This is a genomic window from Halorhabdus tiamatea SARL4B (genome assembly GCF_000470655.1).
GTDB classification, from domain to species: domain Archaea; phylum Halobacteriota; class Halobacteria; order Halobacteriales; family Haloarculaceae; genus Halorhabdus; species Halorhabdus tiamatea.
The window spans coordinates 2,088,709-2,106,490 of record NC_021921.1; the positions used below are offsets into that span (position 1 = coordinate 2,088,709).

The 17,782-nt window shown below is 63.8% G+C and carries 15 protein-coding genes and 1 pseudogene; 5 read left to right on the forward strand and 11 right to left on the reverse strand.

From position 1 onward, the window contains the following. Window positions 1–33: 33 nt before the first annotated feature. The 6 genes and pseudogenes from HTIA_RS17185 to HTIA_RS10305 all read right to left on the reverse strand — a co-directional run bounded on the left by HTIA_RS17185 (window position 34) and on the right by HTIA_RS10305 (window position 9,041). Complete coding sequence (locus HTIA_RS17185; RefSeq protein ID WP_449404939.1) at window positions 34–5,451, reverse strand: LAGLIDADG family homing endonuclease; 5,418 nt, start codon at window positions 5,449–5,451, stop codon at window positions 34–36. 108 nt (window positions 5,452–5,559) lie between these two features. Continuing rightward, window positions 5,560–6,216: pseudogene (locus HTIA_RS17520) on the reverse strand (LAGLIDADG family homing endonuclease); the annotation flags it as partial. Window positions 6,217–6,318: 102 nt separating this feature from the next. Next, complete coding sequence (gene phaC / locus HTIA_RS10290; RefSeq protein WP_008523978.1) at window positions 6,319–7,596, reverse strand: class III poly(R)-hydroxyalkanoic acid synthase subunit PhaC; 1,278 nt, start codon at window positions 7,594–7,596, stop codon at window positions 6,319–6,321. A 5-nt stretch (window positions 7,597–7,601) separates the two neighbouring features. Continuing rightward, complete coding sequence (locus HTIA_RS10295) at window positions 7,602–8,150, reverse strand: poly(R)-hydroxyalkanoic acid synthase subunit PhaE (protein ID WP_008523976.1); 549 nt, start codon at window positions 8,148–8,150, stop codon at window positions 7,602–7,604. 42 nt (window positions 8,151–8,192) lie between these two features. Then, entirely contained in the window at window positions 8,193–8,744 is a 552-nt protein-coding gene (locus HTIA_RS10300) for a hypothetical protein (protein ID WP_008523974.1), read from the reverse strand. A 3-nt stretch (window positions 8,745–8,747) separates the two neighbouring features. Beyond that, complete coding sequence (locus tag HTIA_RS10305) at window positions 8,748–9,041, reverse strand: AbrB/MazE/SpoVT family DNA-binding domain-containing protein (protein WP_008523972.1); 294 nt, start codon at window positions 9,039–9,041, stop codon at window positions 8,748–8,750. Between the two features lie 222 nt (window positions 9,042–9,263). Between HTIA_RS10305 and HTIA_RS10310 the strand changes: the two genes are divergently transcribed. After that, entirely contained in the window at window positions 9,264–9,737 is a 474-nt protein-coding gene (locus tag HTIA_RS10310) for a MaoC family dehydratase (RefSeq protein ID WP_008523971.1), read from the forward strand. A 16-nt stretch (window positions 9,738–9,753) separates the two neighbouring features. Here HTIA_RS10310 and cgi121 read toward each other — a convergent pair whose 3' ends face one another. Together cgi121 and HTIA_RS10320 are read right to left on the reverse strand one after the other, a co-directional pair. Beyond that, window positions 9,754–10,296: a KEOPS complex subunit Cgi121 gene (cgi121, locus tag HTIA_RS10315; RefSeq protein WP_008523969.1), complete on the reverse strand. Its 543-nt coding sequence runs from the start codon at window positions 10,294–10,296 to the stop codon at window positions 9,754–9,756. Next, the gene (locus tag HTIA_RS10320; RefSeq protein ID WP_008523967.1) at window positions 10,296–12,764 is read right to left on the reverse strand and encodes an ATP-dependent DNA helicase; all 2,469 of its coding nucleotides are present in this window, start codon (window positions 12,762–12,764) and stop codon (window positions 10,296–10,298) included. Before HTIA_RS10320 ends, cgi121 begins: the two co-directional genes overlap by 1 nt. Window positions 12,765–12,848: 84 nt before the next feature. On the opposite strand from HTIA_RS10320, the gene HTIA_RS10325 reads away from it, so the two are divergent. From HTIA_RS10325 to HTIA_RS10335, 3 genes are read left to right on the forward strand one after another with little or no spacing between them, the layout of a single operon-like run. Further along, window positions 12,849–13,094 carry a ferredoxin gene (locus HTIA_RS10325; protein ID WP_008523965.1) on the forward strand — a complete coding sequence of 82 codons (246 nt, stop codon included), beginning with the start codon at window positions 12,849–12,851 and terminating at the stop codon, window positions 13,092–13,094. 43 nt (window positions 13,095–13,137) lie between these two features. Next, a complete protein-coding gene (locus tag HTIA_RS10330; RefSeq protein ID WP_008523964.1) occupies window positions 13,138–13,446 on the forward strand; it encodes a hypothetical protein in 309 nt (102 codons plus the stop codon). Further along, a complete protein-coding gene (locus HTIA_RS10335) occupies window positions 13,427–13,861 on the forward strand; it encodes a type II toxin-antitoxin system VapC family toxin (RefSeq protein WP_008523963.1) in 435 nt (144 codons plus the stop codon). The genes HTIA_RS10330 and HTIA_RS10335 overlap by 20 nt, the downstream gene beginning before the upstream one ends. Here HTIA_RS10335 and HTIA_RS10340 read toward each other — a convergent pair whose 3' ends face one another. Beyond that, on the reverse strand, window positions 13,862–15,154 hold the full coding sequence (locus tag HTIA_RS10340) for a hypothetical protein (RefSeq protein ID WP_008523962.1): 1,293 nt from the start codon (window positions 15,152–15,154) through the stop codon (window positions 13,862–13,864). Between the two features lie 281 nt (window positions 15,155–15,435). Here HTIA_RS10340 and HTIA_RS10345 point away from each other — a divergent pair, with 281 nt between their 5' ends. Beyond that, complete coding sequence (locus HTIA_RS10345) at window positions 15,436–16,620, forward strand: ABC transporter substrate-binding protein (RefSeq protein WP_008523961.1); 1,185 nt, start codon at window positions 15,436–15,438, stop codon at window positions 16,618–16,620. Window positions 16,621–16,655: 35 nt separating this feature from the next. Here the strand turns inward: HTIA_RS10345 and HTIA_RS10350 are convergent, their stop codons facing one another. After that, window positions 16,656–17,192: an amino acid-binding protein gene (locus HTIA_RS10350; RefSeq protein ID WP_008523960.1), complete on the reverse strand. Its 537-nt coding sequence runs from the start codon at window positions 17,190–17,192 to the stop codon at window positions 16,656–16,658. Then, the gene (hisB, locus tag HTIA_RS10355) at window positions 17,189–17,776 is read right to left on the reverse strand and encodes an imidazoleglycerol-phosphate dehydratase HisB (protein WP_008523959.1); all 588 of its coding nucleotides are present in this window, start codon (window positions 17,774–17,776) and stop codon (window positions 17,189–17,191) included. Before hisB ends, HTIA_RS10350 begins: the two co-directional genes overlap by 4 nt. Window positions 17,777–17,782 lie beyond the last annotated feature (6 nt).

Sequence of the window (17,782 nt, forward strand, 5' to 3'; positions counted from 1 at the left end):
GAGCACACCGGCAGTTCGGTAGCGGACAGCAGTTCACGTCGTCCGGAGATGATCCGTGCGGGGTTCGTACACCTCGCCCTGCTGTTTGAGTTTCTCGATCTCGTGTTCGGCCTTGCTTGCGTCCATGCCGACCTCCTCGGCGCGCTCGATCACGACGTCGACGGGCGCGCCCTCGTCGTACTCTTCTTCGATGTCGGCGATGATCCCGCGGATGTTTTTGATCCGGTCGCGCTGTGATTTGGAAGTCCCCGTCTCGACGACGTCGGCGTCGAGTTCGCCCGTCTCCGGGTCGATGCCGATGTCCTCGAGTGACGACCGGACGATCCCGATGACCCGCTCGGCGTCCGCCGCTTCGACGGTGTCGGAGAGCCGGACGCGGGCGCTCGCCTCCGCGAGCCGCACCAGCGCCTCGAGTTTCCGGGCCGTCACGGGGACCGGCGCGTCCTCGCCCGAGCCCTTCGTCCGCAACTCGACGTAGAAGTCCCGGATGGCTGCCTTGGCCTCCTCGGTCATCGTCGGGAAGCAACTCCGCTTGGCGTAGGCGACGTACTTCCGGAGGAGTTCGGGGTCGATCTCCGGGGCGACCGTATCGGTAACCGACTCGACCTCTTCGGCGCTGTAGTCGGGCGTGCTGTTTTGCTCCCGATGAGTGTTGAGTTCGCCCGCGTAGTTCGTCCGGAGGATGTGTTCGGCGAGTTCGGCGTCCGCCTCCTCGTCGGGCTCGTCGGTGACGGTGAAAATGAGGTCGAACCGGGAGATCAGCGCCGGCTCGAGGTCGATCTGCTCGCCGATCGGCTCGTATTGATCGAACCGGCCGTACTTGGGGTTTGCCGCGCCGAGGAGTGAGCAACGGGATTTGAGGGTGGCGTTGATTCCGGCCTTGGAGATGCTGATCGAGTTATGCAGAACGACACCCTGACTCACGAAGGTGTTAGTCGGCTCGACCGTCACGTCGTAGACCCACTCCGTCGCGTGCTCGCCCTCGTTGGGGAGCGTTTCTACGTCGGTAACGCGGTAATATCGGAAGTCCGTTCGTGATTCCAGCGTCTCCGCCCGCTGCTCGAATTCCGTGAGAGCTGACTTGGCAGCTTCCAGGGCCTGTCTCCTGAGCAAAGCGCGTCGTTCAGCGTCGTAACCGCCCGACTCAGCGTAATGAACTGCACTCGTCGTTTCGTTCTCCAGACGCTCAGCGAGTTGCCGACCGGACCAGCCGATAGCGTTCCGAACAGCCGCGAGATCGTCCGCTGCTTCGAGTGCGGACCGGATCTCCTCGGCACGCTCCCGGAGCGTGTCGAGTTCCGCTTCGACGGTGCCGATGTGAACGCCGAAATCGTTTTCGAGATTAGGCTTGAATTGCCCAGTCTTCCGTAGCCCGAGTAAATTTCGCAGTTCGCGGAGTTCTCGGGCTGCATCCGTCGGTAAAACGTCGTGGTGTCTCGGCGTCTCATTGCTTCGCTCCACGAACGTCTGGGCGTCTTCGTATCGGTCGTCACGTGGTTGGACGATCTTCGTGACGAATCGCTCCGTCGAATCACCCATGACATACGTTTTCCACGAATCCTCCGCGTCGTCGTGATGGATTCGAGTCGCGACGCCGATTTTGGACAGCGCGTCGGCGTAATCTTCGGCGAGGCCCGGGGACGCCGTACAAAATGCCATTGCTTCGCTCTCAACGCCACCATCACCTTGGAACGCACCGACCAGGAAGCGCCTGATCTCCTCTTCGGAGGCACCGAGCACTTTCGACGGAATGCGCTTGTCCCGTGCGGTGTGCATGAATTCGGGGAAGTTTTCCTGGAACCAGCGATAAAGTTGTGTCGAGATCCATCGTTTCGTCACGGTCCCCGCAGCGTTGGTCGTATCCGTACTCCCCATCCCGAAAACGCGCCCCATCAGTTCGTCCATTCGATCGAGGAGGCGCTCATCCTGATTGGAGAAGCCGATCTCGTGGGCGGAGCCAGCATAGGAATGCCCTTCAGCGATGAGGAAGCCGAGAATCTCTGCGAGATCGGGCGACATGGCCGCAGGGAGTGCTATATCCTTCTCTTTGCCGTTCTGGGACTCGTCTTCGAGTGGTACCGTCGCGGCAGAGTTCGGGAGTTTTCGAGGTGCCGGGACGAAATATCCTTCATCGACATGACGCGCTTCGAGCGTGTCAATATCGCCATCAGCCGCGACAAACATCGGGTGTTCCGGCGTGACGACGACCTCTCGTCCGTTCGAGAACGAAACACGGACGAACTCCTCGGGGGCCTCGTGGCGACTGACCCGATCGACTGGGAGTTTCTGTACCTCGTTGTCGTCCAGATCAGCAGAATGAACGCTCACGTCGTCGACAGGCAAGATTTCACAATCGACCCCGTCGATCACATCATCGGAGCGTTCACCCATTCGCTGGTCGACAAAGTTTCCGATCTCGACGCGTCGGCCGTCTGCGAGGAGGAGTTCAGAATCGGGATGGTAGGACTGCTGTTCGAGGGCTTCGTGCATGGCCGAGCGGTCCTCGGATCTCATCTTATCCAGCTCGTCCACTGCCGCGATCCCGCGATCGGCCAGCACCAGCGCGCCGGCTTCGAGCGTCCACTGCTGGCCGTCACCGAAGTCATCTCTAACAGCCGCAGCGGTGTTGTGCGTCACCAGTCCGTTGCCGAGGAAGTTGTGCGTCTCCGGGACGGTCAGGTCGAAGACTTCCTTCTCGCCCGTGTCGACGGCAGCGACGACCTCCTCCCACCGGAGATCGGCCTCGACGGCCTCCTCGACGAGCGGTTCGACCGGCCCGAGATCGATGTCCGCGAGCATCGATCTGGCGCGGGCGCGGCCCGGGTTGTCGCCGCGGTTGACGTTCTGATAGTAGTCGCCGGCAACACCGTCGACGGCGGCGAGCGCCGACCCAACCGGAATCTTCTCGCGCTGGCGTCGCTCCTCACGGACGATCTCTTCGAGAGCGGTCTGCTTCTCGATGCTCTCGAAGCCGATCGCCTCGGCGTAGCGGTCGATCTCGGCCCCGTACAGCTCCAGGAAGTACTGGACGTGGCCGGATTCGATCTCGTGGCCGTCGGCCAACTCGGATGTCCCGCGTCGATCGCGTTCCCGAAGTCGAGCCTTCACACCGTAGGACTCCAGCATGAGCTGGACCTGCTCGCCCAGCGTCTCGCTGATCGTCGACAGCTGGACGCTCGAGCCGCCCTTCTCCCCGCGCACTGAGACCGACCCGTCGGCGTCCATCAGCCCGCGGAGGAAGGCATCCCCGTGTTCCGTGACGGTGAGTTCAGGAGCGAGCGCGAGGTGCTTCTTCGGACTCTCCATGCCGGCGTTTTCGAACAGTCGAGCAATGGTGACGCTGTTGACCCGAATACAGGGGACGCGATCGTTCTGGCGTTCGATCTCCGGGCGCTTGTCGAACTTCGCTTCGAAGATGTCGGCCGCTCGTTCGAGTAGCGCCTCGTCTCCGTTGGAGATCCGGACCATCCCGCGATTCCCGTCGCGGCGGTCCAGCGAGATGTCGCCGTCGCCGAAGACGAGTCCGAGCAGGTACATGAGGTCCGCGTCGAAGCTCTCCGGGATCGTGATGCTCTCGCCATGGCGGACCATCAGGCGCTCGAAGTCGACGGCCGACCGTGTCGCGTCGATGGCCTTGAGCATTCGATCGAGCTTCGACAGCGGAACGTGGCGGTTCTTCAGGTGTAGATAAATGAAGTCCTCCGAGAGATCCAGGGCAGCGGCCGCATCCCGGAGCGTGCCGAATTCCTCGGTGAGTTCCGTCCGGAGGAACTCAATAGACTCCTCTGTAAGCCTCACTTTCTCCGTCGAAAGGGTCAGCAAGTCCCGGACGTCGACTTCGGATCGGTCGAGGTCCTCGAAGCGGGGTGCGGCGATGAAATCGCCGGCCTCGATGTCCGAGATCTCGGCCCACTCGATGCCGTCGCTCCCGCAGGTCAACACCGGCGTGTTCACCGAGGCTTCGAGTTCCTTGCCGTACTCGGTCTCGATCCGGCGCGTCGGCTTCTCGGGCATCCGCCAGACGTGACTCGACGTCCGGGCATCCATCTCGCCGCCCTCGCGGTCGAAGCTCTGGACGTCGATCGCTCGCTCGGCAGCCGTTTCGGTGGCGACTGACTCCGGGAGGTCCTCCGTCACGACGTCCCGAATCTGTCTGAACCCGTCTTCGGTCTGGATCCGCGTGTCTCCAGTGACGCACAACCCTGCCGAACTGGATCCCTTCCCCGACGTGAAAACTGATCGCGGTGCGATGTGGCGAATGTACTGGAGGATCTGGGAGTTGTGCGAGACGACACCGTTGGAAACGTAGCTGTGGGTGCCCTCGACTTCGAGGTCGTACACCCACTCGTCGTCTGGGTCGACCGCTTCGATCGACGCAATCCGATCCCAACGAACGTCGTTCCTGGCGAGATCGCCCAACCGGTCGACAGTGGATTCGACGGCAAGCGCCTCTTGGAGTCGGTCGCGGACGACCCCGCTGGCGGCGACCGTCTCACCGCCGTCGGGTGCAACCTCGTTGCGCTCGTAGTAGCTGATCGCTGTCTGGGTGACGTCCATCCCGTCGGCGAGCGATTGCTGTGAGATGGAGAGTTCGTCCCGAAGTTCGACGATCGTCTCCCAGTCCTCGCCAGCCAGCCCGTCACGTTGGTCTTTCAGCCATGCCAATCGCTCCTCGAACGCATCGACGACGGCACGGAGGGACTCGCGACTCGGGTTTCGATCGCCGCGCTCGTAGTGCTGATACGTTGCACGGGATAGACCACAGTCAGACTGCGAAAGTGAGAGTGATTCGCGAATTTCGCGAAGGGTTTCGCCGGACACAGGAAGGACATCGCGATAGTCCGCCTCGATTCGATCGTCTCCAGGTGCCGGAACTGATCGCGGTGTCGCGACGAACTGTCCTTCCTCGAGCTTTTCAGCCTCCACCGCTGTCGGCCTCCCGTCTTGCTGGACGAACAGCGGATGCGATGGCGTCACATCGAGTTCTCTTCCACTGTCGGTCCGGATCCGGTACAGGTGCGCAGGAGCCTCCCGCTTCCAGACTTTGGTCGCTTCGGCCGTCGTGAGCGACCCATCGGGGGCGAGTGTTGGAAGCGGTATCGACGCGTGATCCCAGACGCCGTCGTCGACGGGCTTGGGATCGTTTAGGTTCGCCTCTACGAGTTCGCCGATCGCTCTCGTCGTTCCGTCGGCGAGTTGTACGTTCGTGTCGGCGTCGAGGCACTTACCCGTACCAGGGTCCCCGATCAGGAGCACGTGGAGGTCGCCTCGGATCCGTGACTCATCAGGCAGATGTTTTGTCACGCCGGAGAACAGTTGGAGCGCGATCGCGAGTTTCTCCTGGTCGTAGCCGTAGATCGAGGGGGCGATGGAGTCGGTCATCTGCTCGTAGATGTCCCGTTCCTCGGAGAGAGCGACGATCTCCTTTTTATCGGCCTCGTCGATGTCCATCTCCTCGAACTCCTCGTCCTCGATCTCGACGCTGACGCCGTTCATGTAGACGTCGAACATGGCCGACTTCTCGCGGTCGTTGCCCCGCTGATCGAGCTTGAGCACGCCCGTCACCCGGACGTGATCGCCCGCGGTGACGTCGCCGGTGATGTCGTCCTCGATGTTGACGTCGATGTTCTGTGGCGTCTCCCCGCCGCGCAGTCCCTCGGGGGACTCCTGCACCCGGAGCTTCTGGGCGTCGATGAACTCCGACTGGTCGAAGTTGATCCGGAAGGGCCCCTGGCGTTCACAGCCCTGGCACTCGTGGGGTTCCTGGAAGTCGCCGGTCGACTGGGGGATGCGGGTGAGCGTCCCGCAGCGCTGGCACTCGAAGGCCGCGTCGGTGATTTTGGGTCGGACTTCCGTGGCTTTCCGGATGATGCCCTGGACGCTGACGAGCTGGCCGCGGTGATCGGCCCGGATCTCCCGGATGTCGGTCGATTCCGGAAGGTTGGTCATCCGGACGTGGGCCTGTCCGAGCTTCACGTCGATCGGCAGGTCGAACAGCCGGAGGGCTTCCTCGGCGTACTCCTGGAGCTGGTCGGGTTTGTTGCGGTAGTCCTCCGCCAGGTCGGGGTCGAAGCGGTAGAGGTCCTGGTAGTCGACGAACAGCGACTTCTGGTCGTTGGGGTACTTCTGGGCGAGTTCGCCGATCTCGTTGCGGTAGTAATCCCGGTAGAACTCCTCGAAGAGATCGATGAACTCCGTGTTCTCCGCGCGAGCCATTATGGTAGCATCTATTGTGCGCACTCCCTCAAGAAGGTTCTCAAACCGGGGTGGAAGTGGACGGACGGCACAAACGAAACGCCGGCGGCGACCGACGCGTCCTCATTCGATGGCTTCGAACCAGTCCTCGACGCGGCCGAGCGGGGCCTCGGCGGCCTCGGCGACGGTCTCGGGATCGGACGCCGCGAGGTCCTCGACGGTCTCGATGCCGGCCGCCCGGAGGCGCTCGGCGTAGGTCGGGCCGATGCCGTCGACCGTCTCGACGTCGGGCGAGCCGCGGGACCGCTCGCTGAACCACTCGGCGACCTGGGGCCAGACGTCCTCGTGGGTGCTCGAGGAGACAGCCATGCCGACGTGGCCCGTCGAGTACTCGATGATCTCGGTGTCCGCACTCGGGATGACGTCGTTGAACGGCTTGCTCGCCGCGGGCGGGACGAGGTGGTCGTACTCGCCGACGATCTGCAGGACCGGCATGTCGATGTTGTCGATGTCGACGTGTTGATCGCCGAGGTAGAGTTCGTTCTCGTAGAGCTTGTTGCCCTGGTAGATGTCCTCTAAGAACTGGGCGTAGGTCGCGCCGGCGACGTCGACGCCCTCATCGAGCCAGCGTTCCATCCGCGCGAAGTTCTTCACGAAGTCCTCGTTGTCGAGGTTCTCGACGAAGCGGACGTACTTGGTGACGTAGTTGTCGATCGGGTCCATCAGGGCGAAGCCCTCGTCTAAGAACTCCGAAGGGACGTTCCCGAACGTCTCGATCACCTGCTGGGGATCGTAGTACGCCTCGTCGCCCCACCGTTCGAGGACACCGCCCGACTCCTCGAAGTACAGCCCGGTCGCCATCAGACCGAGCGTATTGATTTTCTCGGGGTGGAGAGCGCTGTACATCACACTCATCGTCCCGCCCATACAGTACCCGAGGACGTTGATCGCGTCCTGGCCCGAGCGCCCCCGGACAGTGTCGACGCAGTTGTCGATGTAGCGGTCGACGTAGTCCTCCAGGGCGAGGTGCTGGTCGAGCCGGGAGGGCTCGTTCCAGTCGACCAGGTAGACGTCGTGACCGGCCTCGAGGAGTCGGCGCACGACCGACCGGTCGGGCTGGAGATCCAGGATGTAGGGCTTGTTTATCAGCGCGTAGACGATCAAGATTGGGACGTCCTCGCGTTCGTCCTCGGGAATGTCGATGCCCGCTGCCGCGGGATCGTAGTGCAGCAGTTCGAGTTTGTTCTCCTCGTAAACGACGTCGGCAGGGGTCTGCCCGACTTCGACGTCGGCCATCGTTTCGAGACGGTCGTCGAGCACGTCAGCGGTTTCGCCGGCCGACTGCATCTCTTCGAACGCGCGGCGCTGGACGTCCAGCGCGGCGCTGAGTGGGTCTGCCATGGGAATCACTCCTCGACTGCCTCGAGGATCCGGTCGAGTTTCTCCTCGAGTGCGTGCTGGCGGCGTTCGAGTTCGATCAGGCGCTCGCCGACCTCGTCGATGTCGTCTCGAGTGGGGAAACCGAGTTCGGCGATGGTCTCCTGGCTGACGTCGTCGGCTTGCTGTTGCATATCGAGCATGGACTGGATAAGCTGGCCGTTGGCGGCCGCGAAGGCGCTCGTGCCCATGATCTCTTTTGCTGCCTCGTTGGCCGACTGCAGCCAGATGTCACGGAACTCGGTGGGATCGACTTCCTCACCCTGGGCGGCGTCGGCCGAGCGTTCGAACATCCGTTCGGCGGCGTCCATCCAGACTTCGGTCGCCTGGTTGTAGCCGTCGACGCCCTCGGCGAGTTCGTCGTCTTCCATCACCGACTCCGAGAGTGCCTCGGACCACGACTCGACGAACGCCGCCTGTGCCTGGACATTCTGCTCGATCGACTCCGCGACGGCCTCGTTCATGTCTTCGAGCATCGCACTGTACTCCGCCCCGACGTCCGCGTTCTTATCGCTCATGGTTGTTCATATGTTCGCTGGGAGAAAAAACTACGTACTCTCTCAGGCGTCGACGGCCTCGGCGGCCTGCTCCTGGACGTCCTGGATCTGTTCGCTGACTTCTTCGACCTGGGTCTGGAGATCCTCGACCTGATCGGCCATACCCTCGACGGCGTCGACCGACTGGGACTCGAGGTCCTCGTGGGCCTCGATGAGCATCGATACCTGTTCGTCGAGCGCTTCGAGGGAGTCGGCGCTCATCTCGTCGTAGGTGTCGACACCCTCGCCGAGTTCCGCCTCGGCGGCGTCGAAGGCTTCGGCGTGGTTCTCCAGGAGGAACTCGAACTGCTCGTCGACGGTGCTCCGGAGCTCCTCGACGGCCGGCTCGACGCCGGGAACGCTCGATTCGAGCGCGTCGAGGGTCGTGTGAATCGCCGTCTGGCTCAACTCGACGCCCCGGCGCTGGACGGACTCCTGGCTCTCGAGGCTGCCGAGGACGACGTCGTTCATCCGCTGTTGGAACTCGACGCCCTGTTCGACGGCCTGCTGGCTCTGTTCGATGGTCGCGCGCTGTGCTTCGAAGACGGTCGTGACGGGGGTGGTGTAGTCTACCATAGGTTACTCACTCCGGTTGCGTTTGACCGGCAGGACGACGGCCTGGACGATGTCGCCTTCCTCGATGTCCAGCGCTTCACGCTCGGCGTCCGGAATCGACAGCCGACCGCCGCTCTGGACACGGGTCTTGAACGTCGCCAACTGACTCATCGTCCCGAGCTGGTTCATGTCCAGCCCAGCGGCTCCACCGCCACTCATCAGCTGGCGGACGAACTCCTGTTGTTGCTCGAGTGCCTTCTCGCTCGCTTCCGTGAACATCGCGGGCGGCCATTGGAAGCCGTCGTCCTCGTCTGTCATCGGTCAACTATACATACAGCCTATAGGTACATAAGAGTTCCTCTCAATACCATCGAACGCCATCAGATGGTAGCAAAAGAGATACGAGGGCGAAAAGAAGGGGACCGGGCGGCCGGGCCACCCCGACGATACGGATCGGCCGGCCGGGACTCGTGTCGATTTCAGTCGGGTTCCTCCCGCCACCCCACAGTTTAGTAGCGGGCCGTCGAACCGGCAGACGCAATGACCGAAAATACGGACGCGACAGTCGCGGGCGGCGAGGATCTCCCCGGCTGGGAGTGGGAACGCACAGTCGAGGACAGCGACGCGGTGGATGTCGGCGACAGCGTCACCTTCAGCAAGGAGATCAGCGACGACGACGTCACCAGCTTCGCCGCAGCCAGCGGCGACACCAATCCGCTCCACCTCGAAGACGACTACGCGGCCGAGACGCGATTCGGCGGCCGGATCGCCCACGGCATGCTCGTCGGGGGCCTCATCAGCGCCGCGCTGGCCCGCTTTCCGGGCACCGTGGTCTACCTCTCGCAGGACTTCGAATTCAAAGGCCCCGTGCGAATCGGCGACCGGGCGACCGCCGAGGTCGAAGTGGTCGAGACGCTCGACGGCGGGCGGTATCGCCTCTCGACGCAGGTCCTCGTCGACGGCGAGGCGGTCATCGACGGCGAGGCCGTCGTCCTGATCGACGAAGAGCCATAGACGGAATCGGCCCTCGCTACCGATCGACGACCAGCATCGCGACGCGTTCGAGGACGAGCGGGGCCAGCGTCGCGTCGGTCGCGCCCCGCTCAGCGTCGGTAATGTCGAAGAACTCACCGATCAGTTCGGGATCGGACGCCCCGAGCGTCTCCGCAGGTTCGAGGCACTCCATCGCCGCGACGACCTCGCAGGCTGCGCGTTCACGGTCGGTAGCGGTGTCGTGAGCGTCCGCGCCCTGGCCCTCACGATCGCCCACCGCGTGACAGACGACGATTGCAGGTTGCTCACCCCGGGAGACGCCCATCTCCAGGGCGTCCTGAATCTGGCGGCGACCCGCCGCGTAGAGCATGATCTCGACGCCGGGATCACGAGCGATCGTCTCTTCTCGCGCGTGTGCGCGATCGGCCAGTTCACAGGCCCGCCGGAGATGCTCGCGACCGGCGACGTAGCGCGCGTCGAACGCCTGGACCGCTACGCCGTGCTCGTCCCCGATGGCGTCGAGTCGGTCCAGAACGGCGTCCAGATCGTCGATCCGGAGGTTCCCCTCGACGACCTGCATCAGAAATCACCCAGGCTGGACTGGTCGGCAGCGTCGTCCTCGTCGCCGTCGCGCACGCCGGCCCCGTTGGCGACGGCATCGTCCGTGCCGGTCGGGTCTCCGTCGGGAGTGGTCGGCGTCACTCCCTCCATCGAGGGATCGCGGTGGCCGGCGTTCGTCAGGATGTTCTCGGCAGTCTTCTCTCGCCCACGAAGCGCCCCAAGCACGACACTTTTCTCGGCCTCCCGGAGGTCCTCACGGGACTCGATCCCCGTCGCGAACAGTCGTCTGGCGCGCTTGCGACCCACGCCACGGACGCCCGCGAGATCGACCAGTTCCGCCCGGACGCCGTGTTCGACGCGCACGCGGGCCTCCCGGATCGCGGGCGTCACGTCCAGGCCGACCTCGCCGGCCAGGCGCTCGGCAGCGTTGAGCAGCCAGCTTGCCGTCTCGACCTTCCCGCGGATGTCGCCCGGCCCGACGCCGTAGCGCTCGGTGATCGTCCCCTCCTCGATCTCGTCGGCCCAGTCTTCGAGAAGTCGAGCGGTCTTCAGCGCCGACAGCCAGTCCTCGAAACGGCCCTCCTCGAACTCGCTTGGCATCGCCCCGAGGAACTCGTCCTCGCGCTCGTAGGCCTCCATGGAGTACTCCTCCTCGTCACCCGACCGGAGGTAGAGTTCGTACATGTCCGGCGTCCGGGAGACGAGGTGATACAGCCCCATCGCCGTCGGCTGGGGAGTGTCGTCGGACTCTCCGATGTCGTCGCCCGCGTCCGACACCAGTTCACTGGCAGGCTCGAAGCCGGGCGGCTCACCGTCCTGCTCCCCGTCGGGGGCCGATCGAGATGCTCGCTGCCCGGCCGTCCGCTCGAACTCACGGAGTCCGTCGAGCATCTCCGCCGCGCTCATCGGGTCGAGATAGAGCCGCGAGACGGTCTGGCCGATCGAGGTCGCCCGCAAGGTGCCCTCTTCGTCGTCCGCCCGCGTGAGGAAGTCGTTGGCGGCCAGGTAGGCGATCACCTCGTCGACGACGGTCTCCAGGCGGCCCCCCTCAGTCGTCTGGCTGGCATAGAGCGTGGCCTCCAGAAAGTCGAGGAGTCCCTCACGGGAGTTCGCAAAGCCGGAGGCGACCGTCGAGAGGATGTGGGTGCGAAGGGCTGGCTCGGCCGCGAGTTTCGACTGGACGGGTTCGGGGTCGGCCCAGACGTAGCGTTCGAACAGTTCGTCGAGTTCGTCGTGGTTGCTCGCCAGCAGTAGTGCCTCGCCGTAGGGGTCCAGCCCAGGGCGGCCGGCCCGCCCCATCATTTGGTGGACCTCCAGCACCGAGAGGGGTTGCATCCCACCCGCAGTCCCGTCGTAGCGCCGCCAGTCACGGACGACGACGCGACGGGACGGCGTGTTGACCCCCGCCGCCAGCGTCGGGGTCGCCGAAATCACCTTCACCAGGCGCTCCTGAAAGGCGTCCTCCACCAAGGATCGGTGTTCCCGGGAGAGCCCGGCGTGGTGAAACGCGGCCCCCTGCTCGACGGCCTCGGCCAGGTCGTCGCTGGTCTCGGTGTCGCTGACGTCCCGGATCTCCGCCGCGATCTCGGCGAGGCGGTCGCGTTCCTCGCCGTCGAGATGGGGGTCGGTCGTCGACGCGAGCCGGCGGGCGGCGGCCTCGGCGTTCCGGCGGGAGTTGACGAACACCAGCGTCGACCCGTCGTCCTCGAGCGTGTCCCGCACGATGGCCGCGGTCTGTTTCTCGCTGTCCCGGACGGGCAGGCGCTTCTGGTTCCCGTCTTCGAGATGGAGTGCCTGCCCGTAGTGGACCCCCTTCTTCAGGTCGATCGGCCGCCACGTCGAGTCGACGAGTTCGGCGTCCAGCCACTCGGCGAGCGCCTCGGCGTTGCCGATGGTCGCCGACAGCGCCACCGTCTGGAGGTCCGGGTTGCGCTTGCGAAGCTTGGCGAGTGTGACCTCCAGCGTGGGGCCGCGCTCGCCGTCGTCGACGAGGTGGACCTCGTCGGCCACGACGCAGTCGAGGTCGTCGATCCAGGGCGCGTCGTTTCGCACGAGGGAATCGACCTTCTCGCTGGTGGCGACCACGACGTCTTTATCGGCGAGCCACCCGCCGTCGCTCTCGTAGTTGCCCGTCGAAACGCCCACCTCCAGGCCGTAGGCCTCGAACTGTTCGAACTCCTCGCGTTTCTCGCTGGCGAGGGCGCGCAACGGGACGATGTAGAGGGCGGTGCCGTCAGTCACGGTCTCGTCGGCTGTCCCTTCGTGGTCGTCCGCTCCGTCGGTCCCGCTCGTGATCGCCGAGAACATCGCGAGTTCGGCGATGAGGGTCTTGCCACTGGCCGTGGGCACGCTCGCGACGAGGTTCGCGCCGCCGGTGACGCCCCGCTCGACGGCCTCGGCCTGTGGTGGATACAACGCCTCGATGCCGTCCTCCTGAAGGTGCTCGGGCAACCACGCGGGTACCCCCGGAATGTCCGCAACGTCCATTGGGCATACCTTGGGTCGGCCCCCGGTTTAAGGGTTCGTTCGTCGGCGGAGAGTCTTATGTATCGCCGGCCCCGAAGGAGGCCCATGCGCATTGAATTCGATCGGGAGACTTGCATCGGGATGTTCCAGTGCGTCGTCGAGTACGATGCCTTCGAACGGGACGAGGACGCCGGGAAAGCCGTGCTCGTCGATGGCGAGGAAACCGGCGACGGCATGGTGACACTCGACGTGGCGGCGGACGAGGAACTCGACGCGAAATTCGCCGCCCGGACGTGTCCGGTCGACGCCATCACGGTCTACGACGACGAGGGCGAGCAGTTGGTTCCGTGAGTTTGTAGAAAGCTATATTTTGTAGCAGACGCTACAGGGAAGTATGGCAACCTCGGTTCGGATCAGCACAGACACGAAAGACAAACTAGAGCAGTTGCAGGCCGAGATCAAACTCGAAACCGGACGGAAAGTAACCCAACAGGAGGTACTCGACCGGGCCGTCAATCGGGAGTTTGATTCACGAAAATCATTGATCGACTCGTTCCGCGATGATTACGATGGACTCTCCGAAGCGGAGATTGACCAGTTCCTATCGGGGACGAGTGATTGGGGTATTGAAACGAGTGAAGAAGACGTCGACCGGATACTCTACGGTGAGGCCCCCCAGACTAATGAGCGTGTTTCTCGATAGCGGGCTGTTCTACGCGCTCCAGAACGAACGGGCAACCCGCCACAAGGCAGCAAAAGCCGCGTTCGAGAGTGTTCTCAGCTCGGAGTACGGCCGGGTTTTCACAAGCGACTACGTGTTCGATGAGACAGTAACGCTCGTCAGGACTCGAACCGGTTCCTACGACGAAGCAAAGCAAGTCGCGGACAGAATTCTCGGTCGTGGACCGTTTCCGTCGGCCATCGACTTCCTCGTAACCGATCGAGCGGACTTCGAACGTGCCGTCGAAGCGTTCAACCGATACCACGACCACGACCTGAGTTTCACCGACGCGACAACAATTGCGCTCGTCGAGGCCCGTGATATCGATCACGTGCTGGCGTTCGACGATGACTTCGACGGGATCGTCGACCGGCTTGATCCAGTCGAACTCGCCTAGTCACTCGATCGTGAGTTCGGTCTTCTCGGCGACTTCGTCGGCTTCCTCGAAGTCCCCGCCGCCGAGCAGGCCGCGCGTGGCCTTCTTGCCCCACTCGACGGCCGGCTGGACGAACGCGTCGACGTTGTAGAGCTCGCCGGCGAGGATCGTCGCCGCCTCCATGCTGTAGAGCAACTCGCCGATCGCTCGCTCGTCGACGCGGTCGATCTCGATCCGGACGTTCGGGAGTCCGGCGTTGGCGAGGCTGGCCTCGGTGGCCTCGAACTCGGCGTCGATCAACTCGCCCAGCGTCAACCCGCCGAGATACGACAGCCCCTCAAGGTCGGTCTCGGGGATCGTCGTGTCCTCACGCTCCTGGGGTCGGATGAACGTGACCATCTTGTCGTGGGGGCCAGCGCGGTAGAGCTGGAGCTGGGAGTGCTGGTCGGTCGCACCCAGCGCCCGGACGGGCGTCTGGCCGACGCCGTCCTTGCCGACGCTTTCGGCCCAGAGCTGTGAGTACCACTCGGCGTATGTCTCTAAAGATTCGGCGTAGGGCAACTGGACGTTGATGCCAGCCCCGCGCTGATCGAGGGCGTAGTTGACCGCGCCGTAGGCGTATGCCGGCGAGTCGAACAGCGAGGGGGCCAGCGCGTCGTCGGCGTCGCGAGCGCCATCCAGAATCGCCTCGATGTCGTGGCCCTGCAAGGCCGCAGCGGCAAGTCCGACCGTCGAGAGCACCGAGAAGCGGCCGGGAACGCCGTCGGGGACGGGAAGCGACGGCAGATCGTGTTTCTCCGCGAGGTCACGGAGGTTGCCCTCGGGACCGGTCGTGACCCACGTGCGCTCGGTCCAGTCGACCCCGGCCGCCTCCATCGCCTCGCGCACGACGAGGAAGTTCGAGAGGGTTTCGGCGGTCATCCCGGACTTCGAGACGACGTTGAGCGCCGTCTTCGAGAGGTCGATCGTCTCGAGATGGTCCGCGACCCACTTCGGGTCGACGTTGTCGAGGTAGTAGGCGTCGACGTCGCTGTCTAAGGCGGCCGAAATTGTGGCCGCCCCGAGCGCGCTGCCGCCGATCCCGACGTTGACGAGGTTCTCACAGTCGTCGAAGGGCTCGACGGCCGCCTGGATGGCGTCGACGTCGACGTTTGCGGGCTGGTTGAGCGTCGCGTAGCCGTGTTCGTCGCTGGCGCGGCCTGCTTCGATTCGCTCGTGAGCGGCCGCGACGCGGTCGTCGAGTCGATCGAGCGCTTCGCGGGGGATCCCCGGCGTGGCGACCTCGGCGAGTGCGTTTCCGATGTCTACCTGCATGTGCTGACCCTCCAGCGGCTCACACCTACGTTTATCGGTCGTGATTGAGTGAGACGGTCCATATCAACGATCCACAGCGGATCCAGTGTTGTCAGGGGATAGCCCCCGGCTGTCCACGTGCGGCCGTGCAAGGACTGTCCCTCGAGTCCGTCAAATCGGACAGTCGATGCTATGCGACCGATCGGTGGCGGTTTTCTCCCTACCGAAAGAACGGTCAATCACGACTATTGGCCGTCATTTTGGGCGGGTATTTTTACCCAAGGGTCATGAGATACGTGTACATGGGTGTCGCCAAGTCAACAAGCATCAAAGGGGTTGCCGGCGTGGAAATTGCACACGCTTGGGCGGAAGGGGACGGCAAACGTCCACTCGAATCACTACTCGAAGGGTTCGAATCCCGACACCCCGACGTGACCGTCACTGACCAGTACTATCCGGATCTAAGCTTGACTGTCAAAAGCCGGATTTTGAGCGAGAACCCGCCATCGACGTGGGTCGAGTGGCCGGGCGAGAGCCTCACGCCATATATGGAAGCGAGTGTACTCGCCGATATTTCGGAGCTGTGGACCGAGACAGACATGAGTGAGGCCTATCTCGAAGGACCGCAGAATCTGGCACGCATTGACGGAGAATACGTCGCCGTCCCGATCAACATCCACCGGCTCAACAGCCTCTTTTACAACACCGAACTCGTCGAGGAGCACGGTCTCGACCCTGGGCGAATCGAGAGCCCACGGGCGTTTCTGGACGTACTCGAAGAGATCGACACGGACTCGGTCATCGGCCTCCAGCAGCCGATGAAAAACCCCTGGACTGTCCTGCAGTTGTTCTCGATGCTCCTCATCGGTCAGTTCGGCCCGGAGACCTATCGGAACGTCACCGGAGGCGACGGGCCGGCCTACGAAAACGAGATTCGCGAGACCGTCACGTTACTCGACAGATATGCCGATTTGGCGTCCGAGGACGCGACGTTCTTGGGGATGGTCGAGGCGAACGAACAGTTCATCGACGGCGAGTCGATTTTCTTCACACAGGGGGACTGGGTCGCCGGGACGTACCGGGACATCGAGGGGTTTGACTATGGCTCCGAGTGGGATCACGTCCCATTCCCCGGAACTGACGGCGTCTACGCGATGGGGATGGACGCTATCGTGGCCAGTGCCGACCAGCAGGGCGAGAAGGACACCCGAACCTTCCTGGAATTCGTCGGCTCGCCAACCGCCCTGCAGGCCTACAACAAGGAGAAGGGGGCGATTCCGCCCCGACGAGACGTGGCGATCGACGGGTATCCGCCGTTCTTGCAGGACCAATACCGGGACTTCAAGCAGTCAGGCGAACAAGTCGGCAGCGACGCGCTCGAAACCCATCCGGAACGGTTCGTCGATGCCAAGGCAGCACTGGCGCGGTTCGTCGCCGAACGAGACGTCGAATCGACGACCCAGGATTTCCTCGAAGCCTACAGCTGATTGCCTGCCGTCGGACGGAACCAGGCACGTTCGCGTTACTGCAACTCGATACTGTGAACGAACGCGAGATCGCGAATTTCGGTGATAGCCACTCCCGGGACGACGTCGTCAGTGATGACGTACAGTCGTGGCTGGTCGGTGAACTCCGGATCGTCGGTCATGACCTGCCGGATGGAGATGTCGTGATCGGCGAGGACGTCCGTGACCGTCGCCACGATCCCGGATTCCCCGGCTGCCCGGACGGCGATCGTCATCGCCGAGAGGTCGAGCACCGGTGCGAGGTCGAGCAGACTCGGGATCGCCGAGATGTTCCCGAAGATCCGCCGGAGCTGTGGGTCCTCGAGGATCGCGTCCGTAGTCGCGTCGACGACTCGTCGGTCGACGTCGATCTCGCGGGCGATGCCCGTGTTCGGGATCTCGATGCCACCTGAGACGACTCGCCCGCCGTCGTTGACCGAGAACCCGCGTTCGAGCAACAGTCGGATGACCCGCTGCTGGCTCGGGCTGTCCTCGAACTTCTCCATGATCGCCTCGAATGAGGCCGACTCCTCGGGGGCGGACTCCTCGCTCATAGTTGCCCCTTCGTCGAGGGGGCGTCCGCACGCCGGTCGTCGATCCGGGTCGCGTCGTCGAGCGCCCGGGCCAGCCCCTTGAACAGCGCCTCGACCTCGTGGTGGGCGTTCTCGCCGTCGACGCCCGCGTGCAGTGTGAGGCCGGCGTTCATCGCGAGCGAGCGCAGGAAGTGCTTCGCCATGACACTCGTGAATTCCCCGACGGTCGCCTGGGAGAATTCCCCCTCGAACTCGAAGTAGGGACGACCGCTGACGTCGAGGACGACGCTCGCGACGGCCTCGTCTAAGGGGACCCGTCGGTCGGCGAAGCGAGTGATCCCGCGTTTCTCGCCCAGCGCTTCGGTGAACGCCTCGCCCAGCGCGATGGCGACGTCCTCGACGGTGTGGTGGTCGTCGACAGCGAGGTCGCCGTCACATCGAACGGTGAGATCGAACAGGCCGTGCGTGGCGAAGGCATCGAGCATGTGGTCGAGAAAGCCGATCCCCGTCTCGACGGTCGACTCGCCGTCGCCGTCGATGTCGAGGGTCACCTCGATGTCCGTCTCACCCGTCTCGCGGGTGACTGCGGCGGTCCGGTCGGTCATGACTCG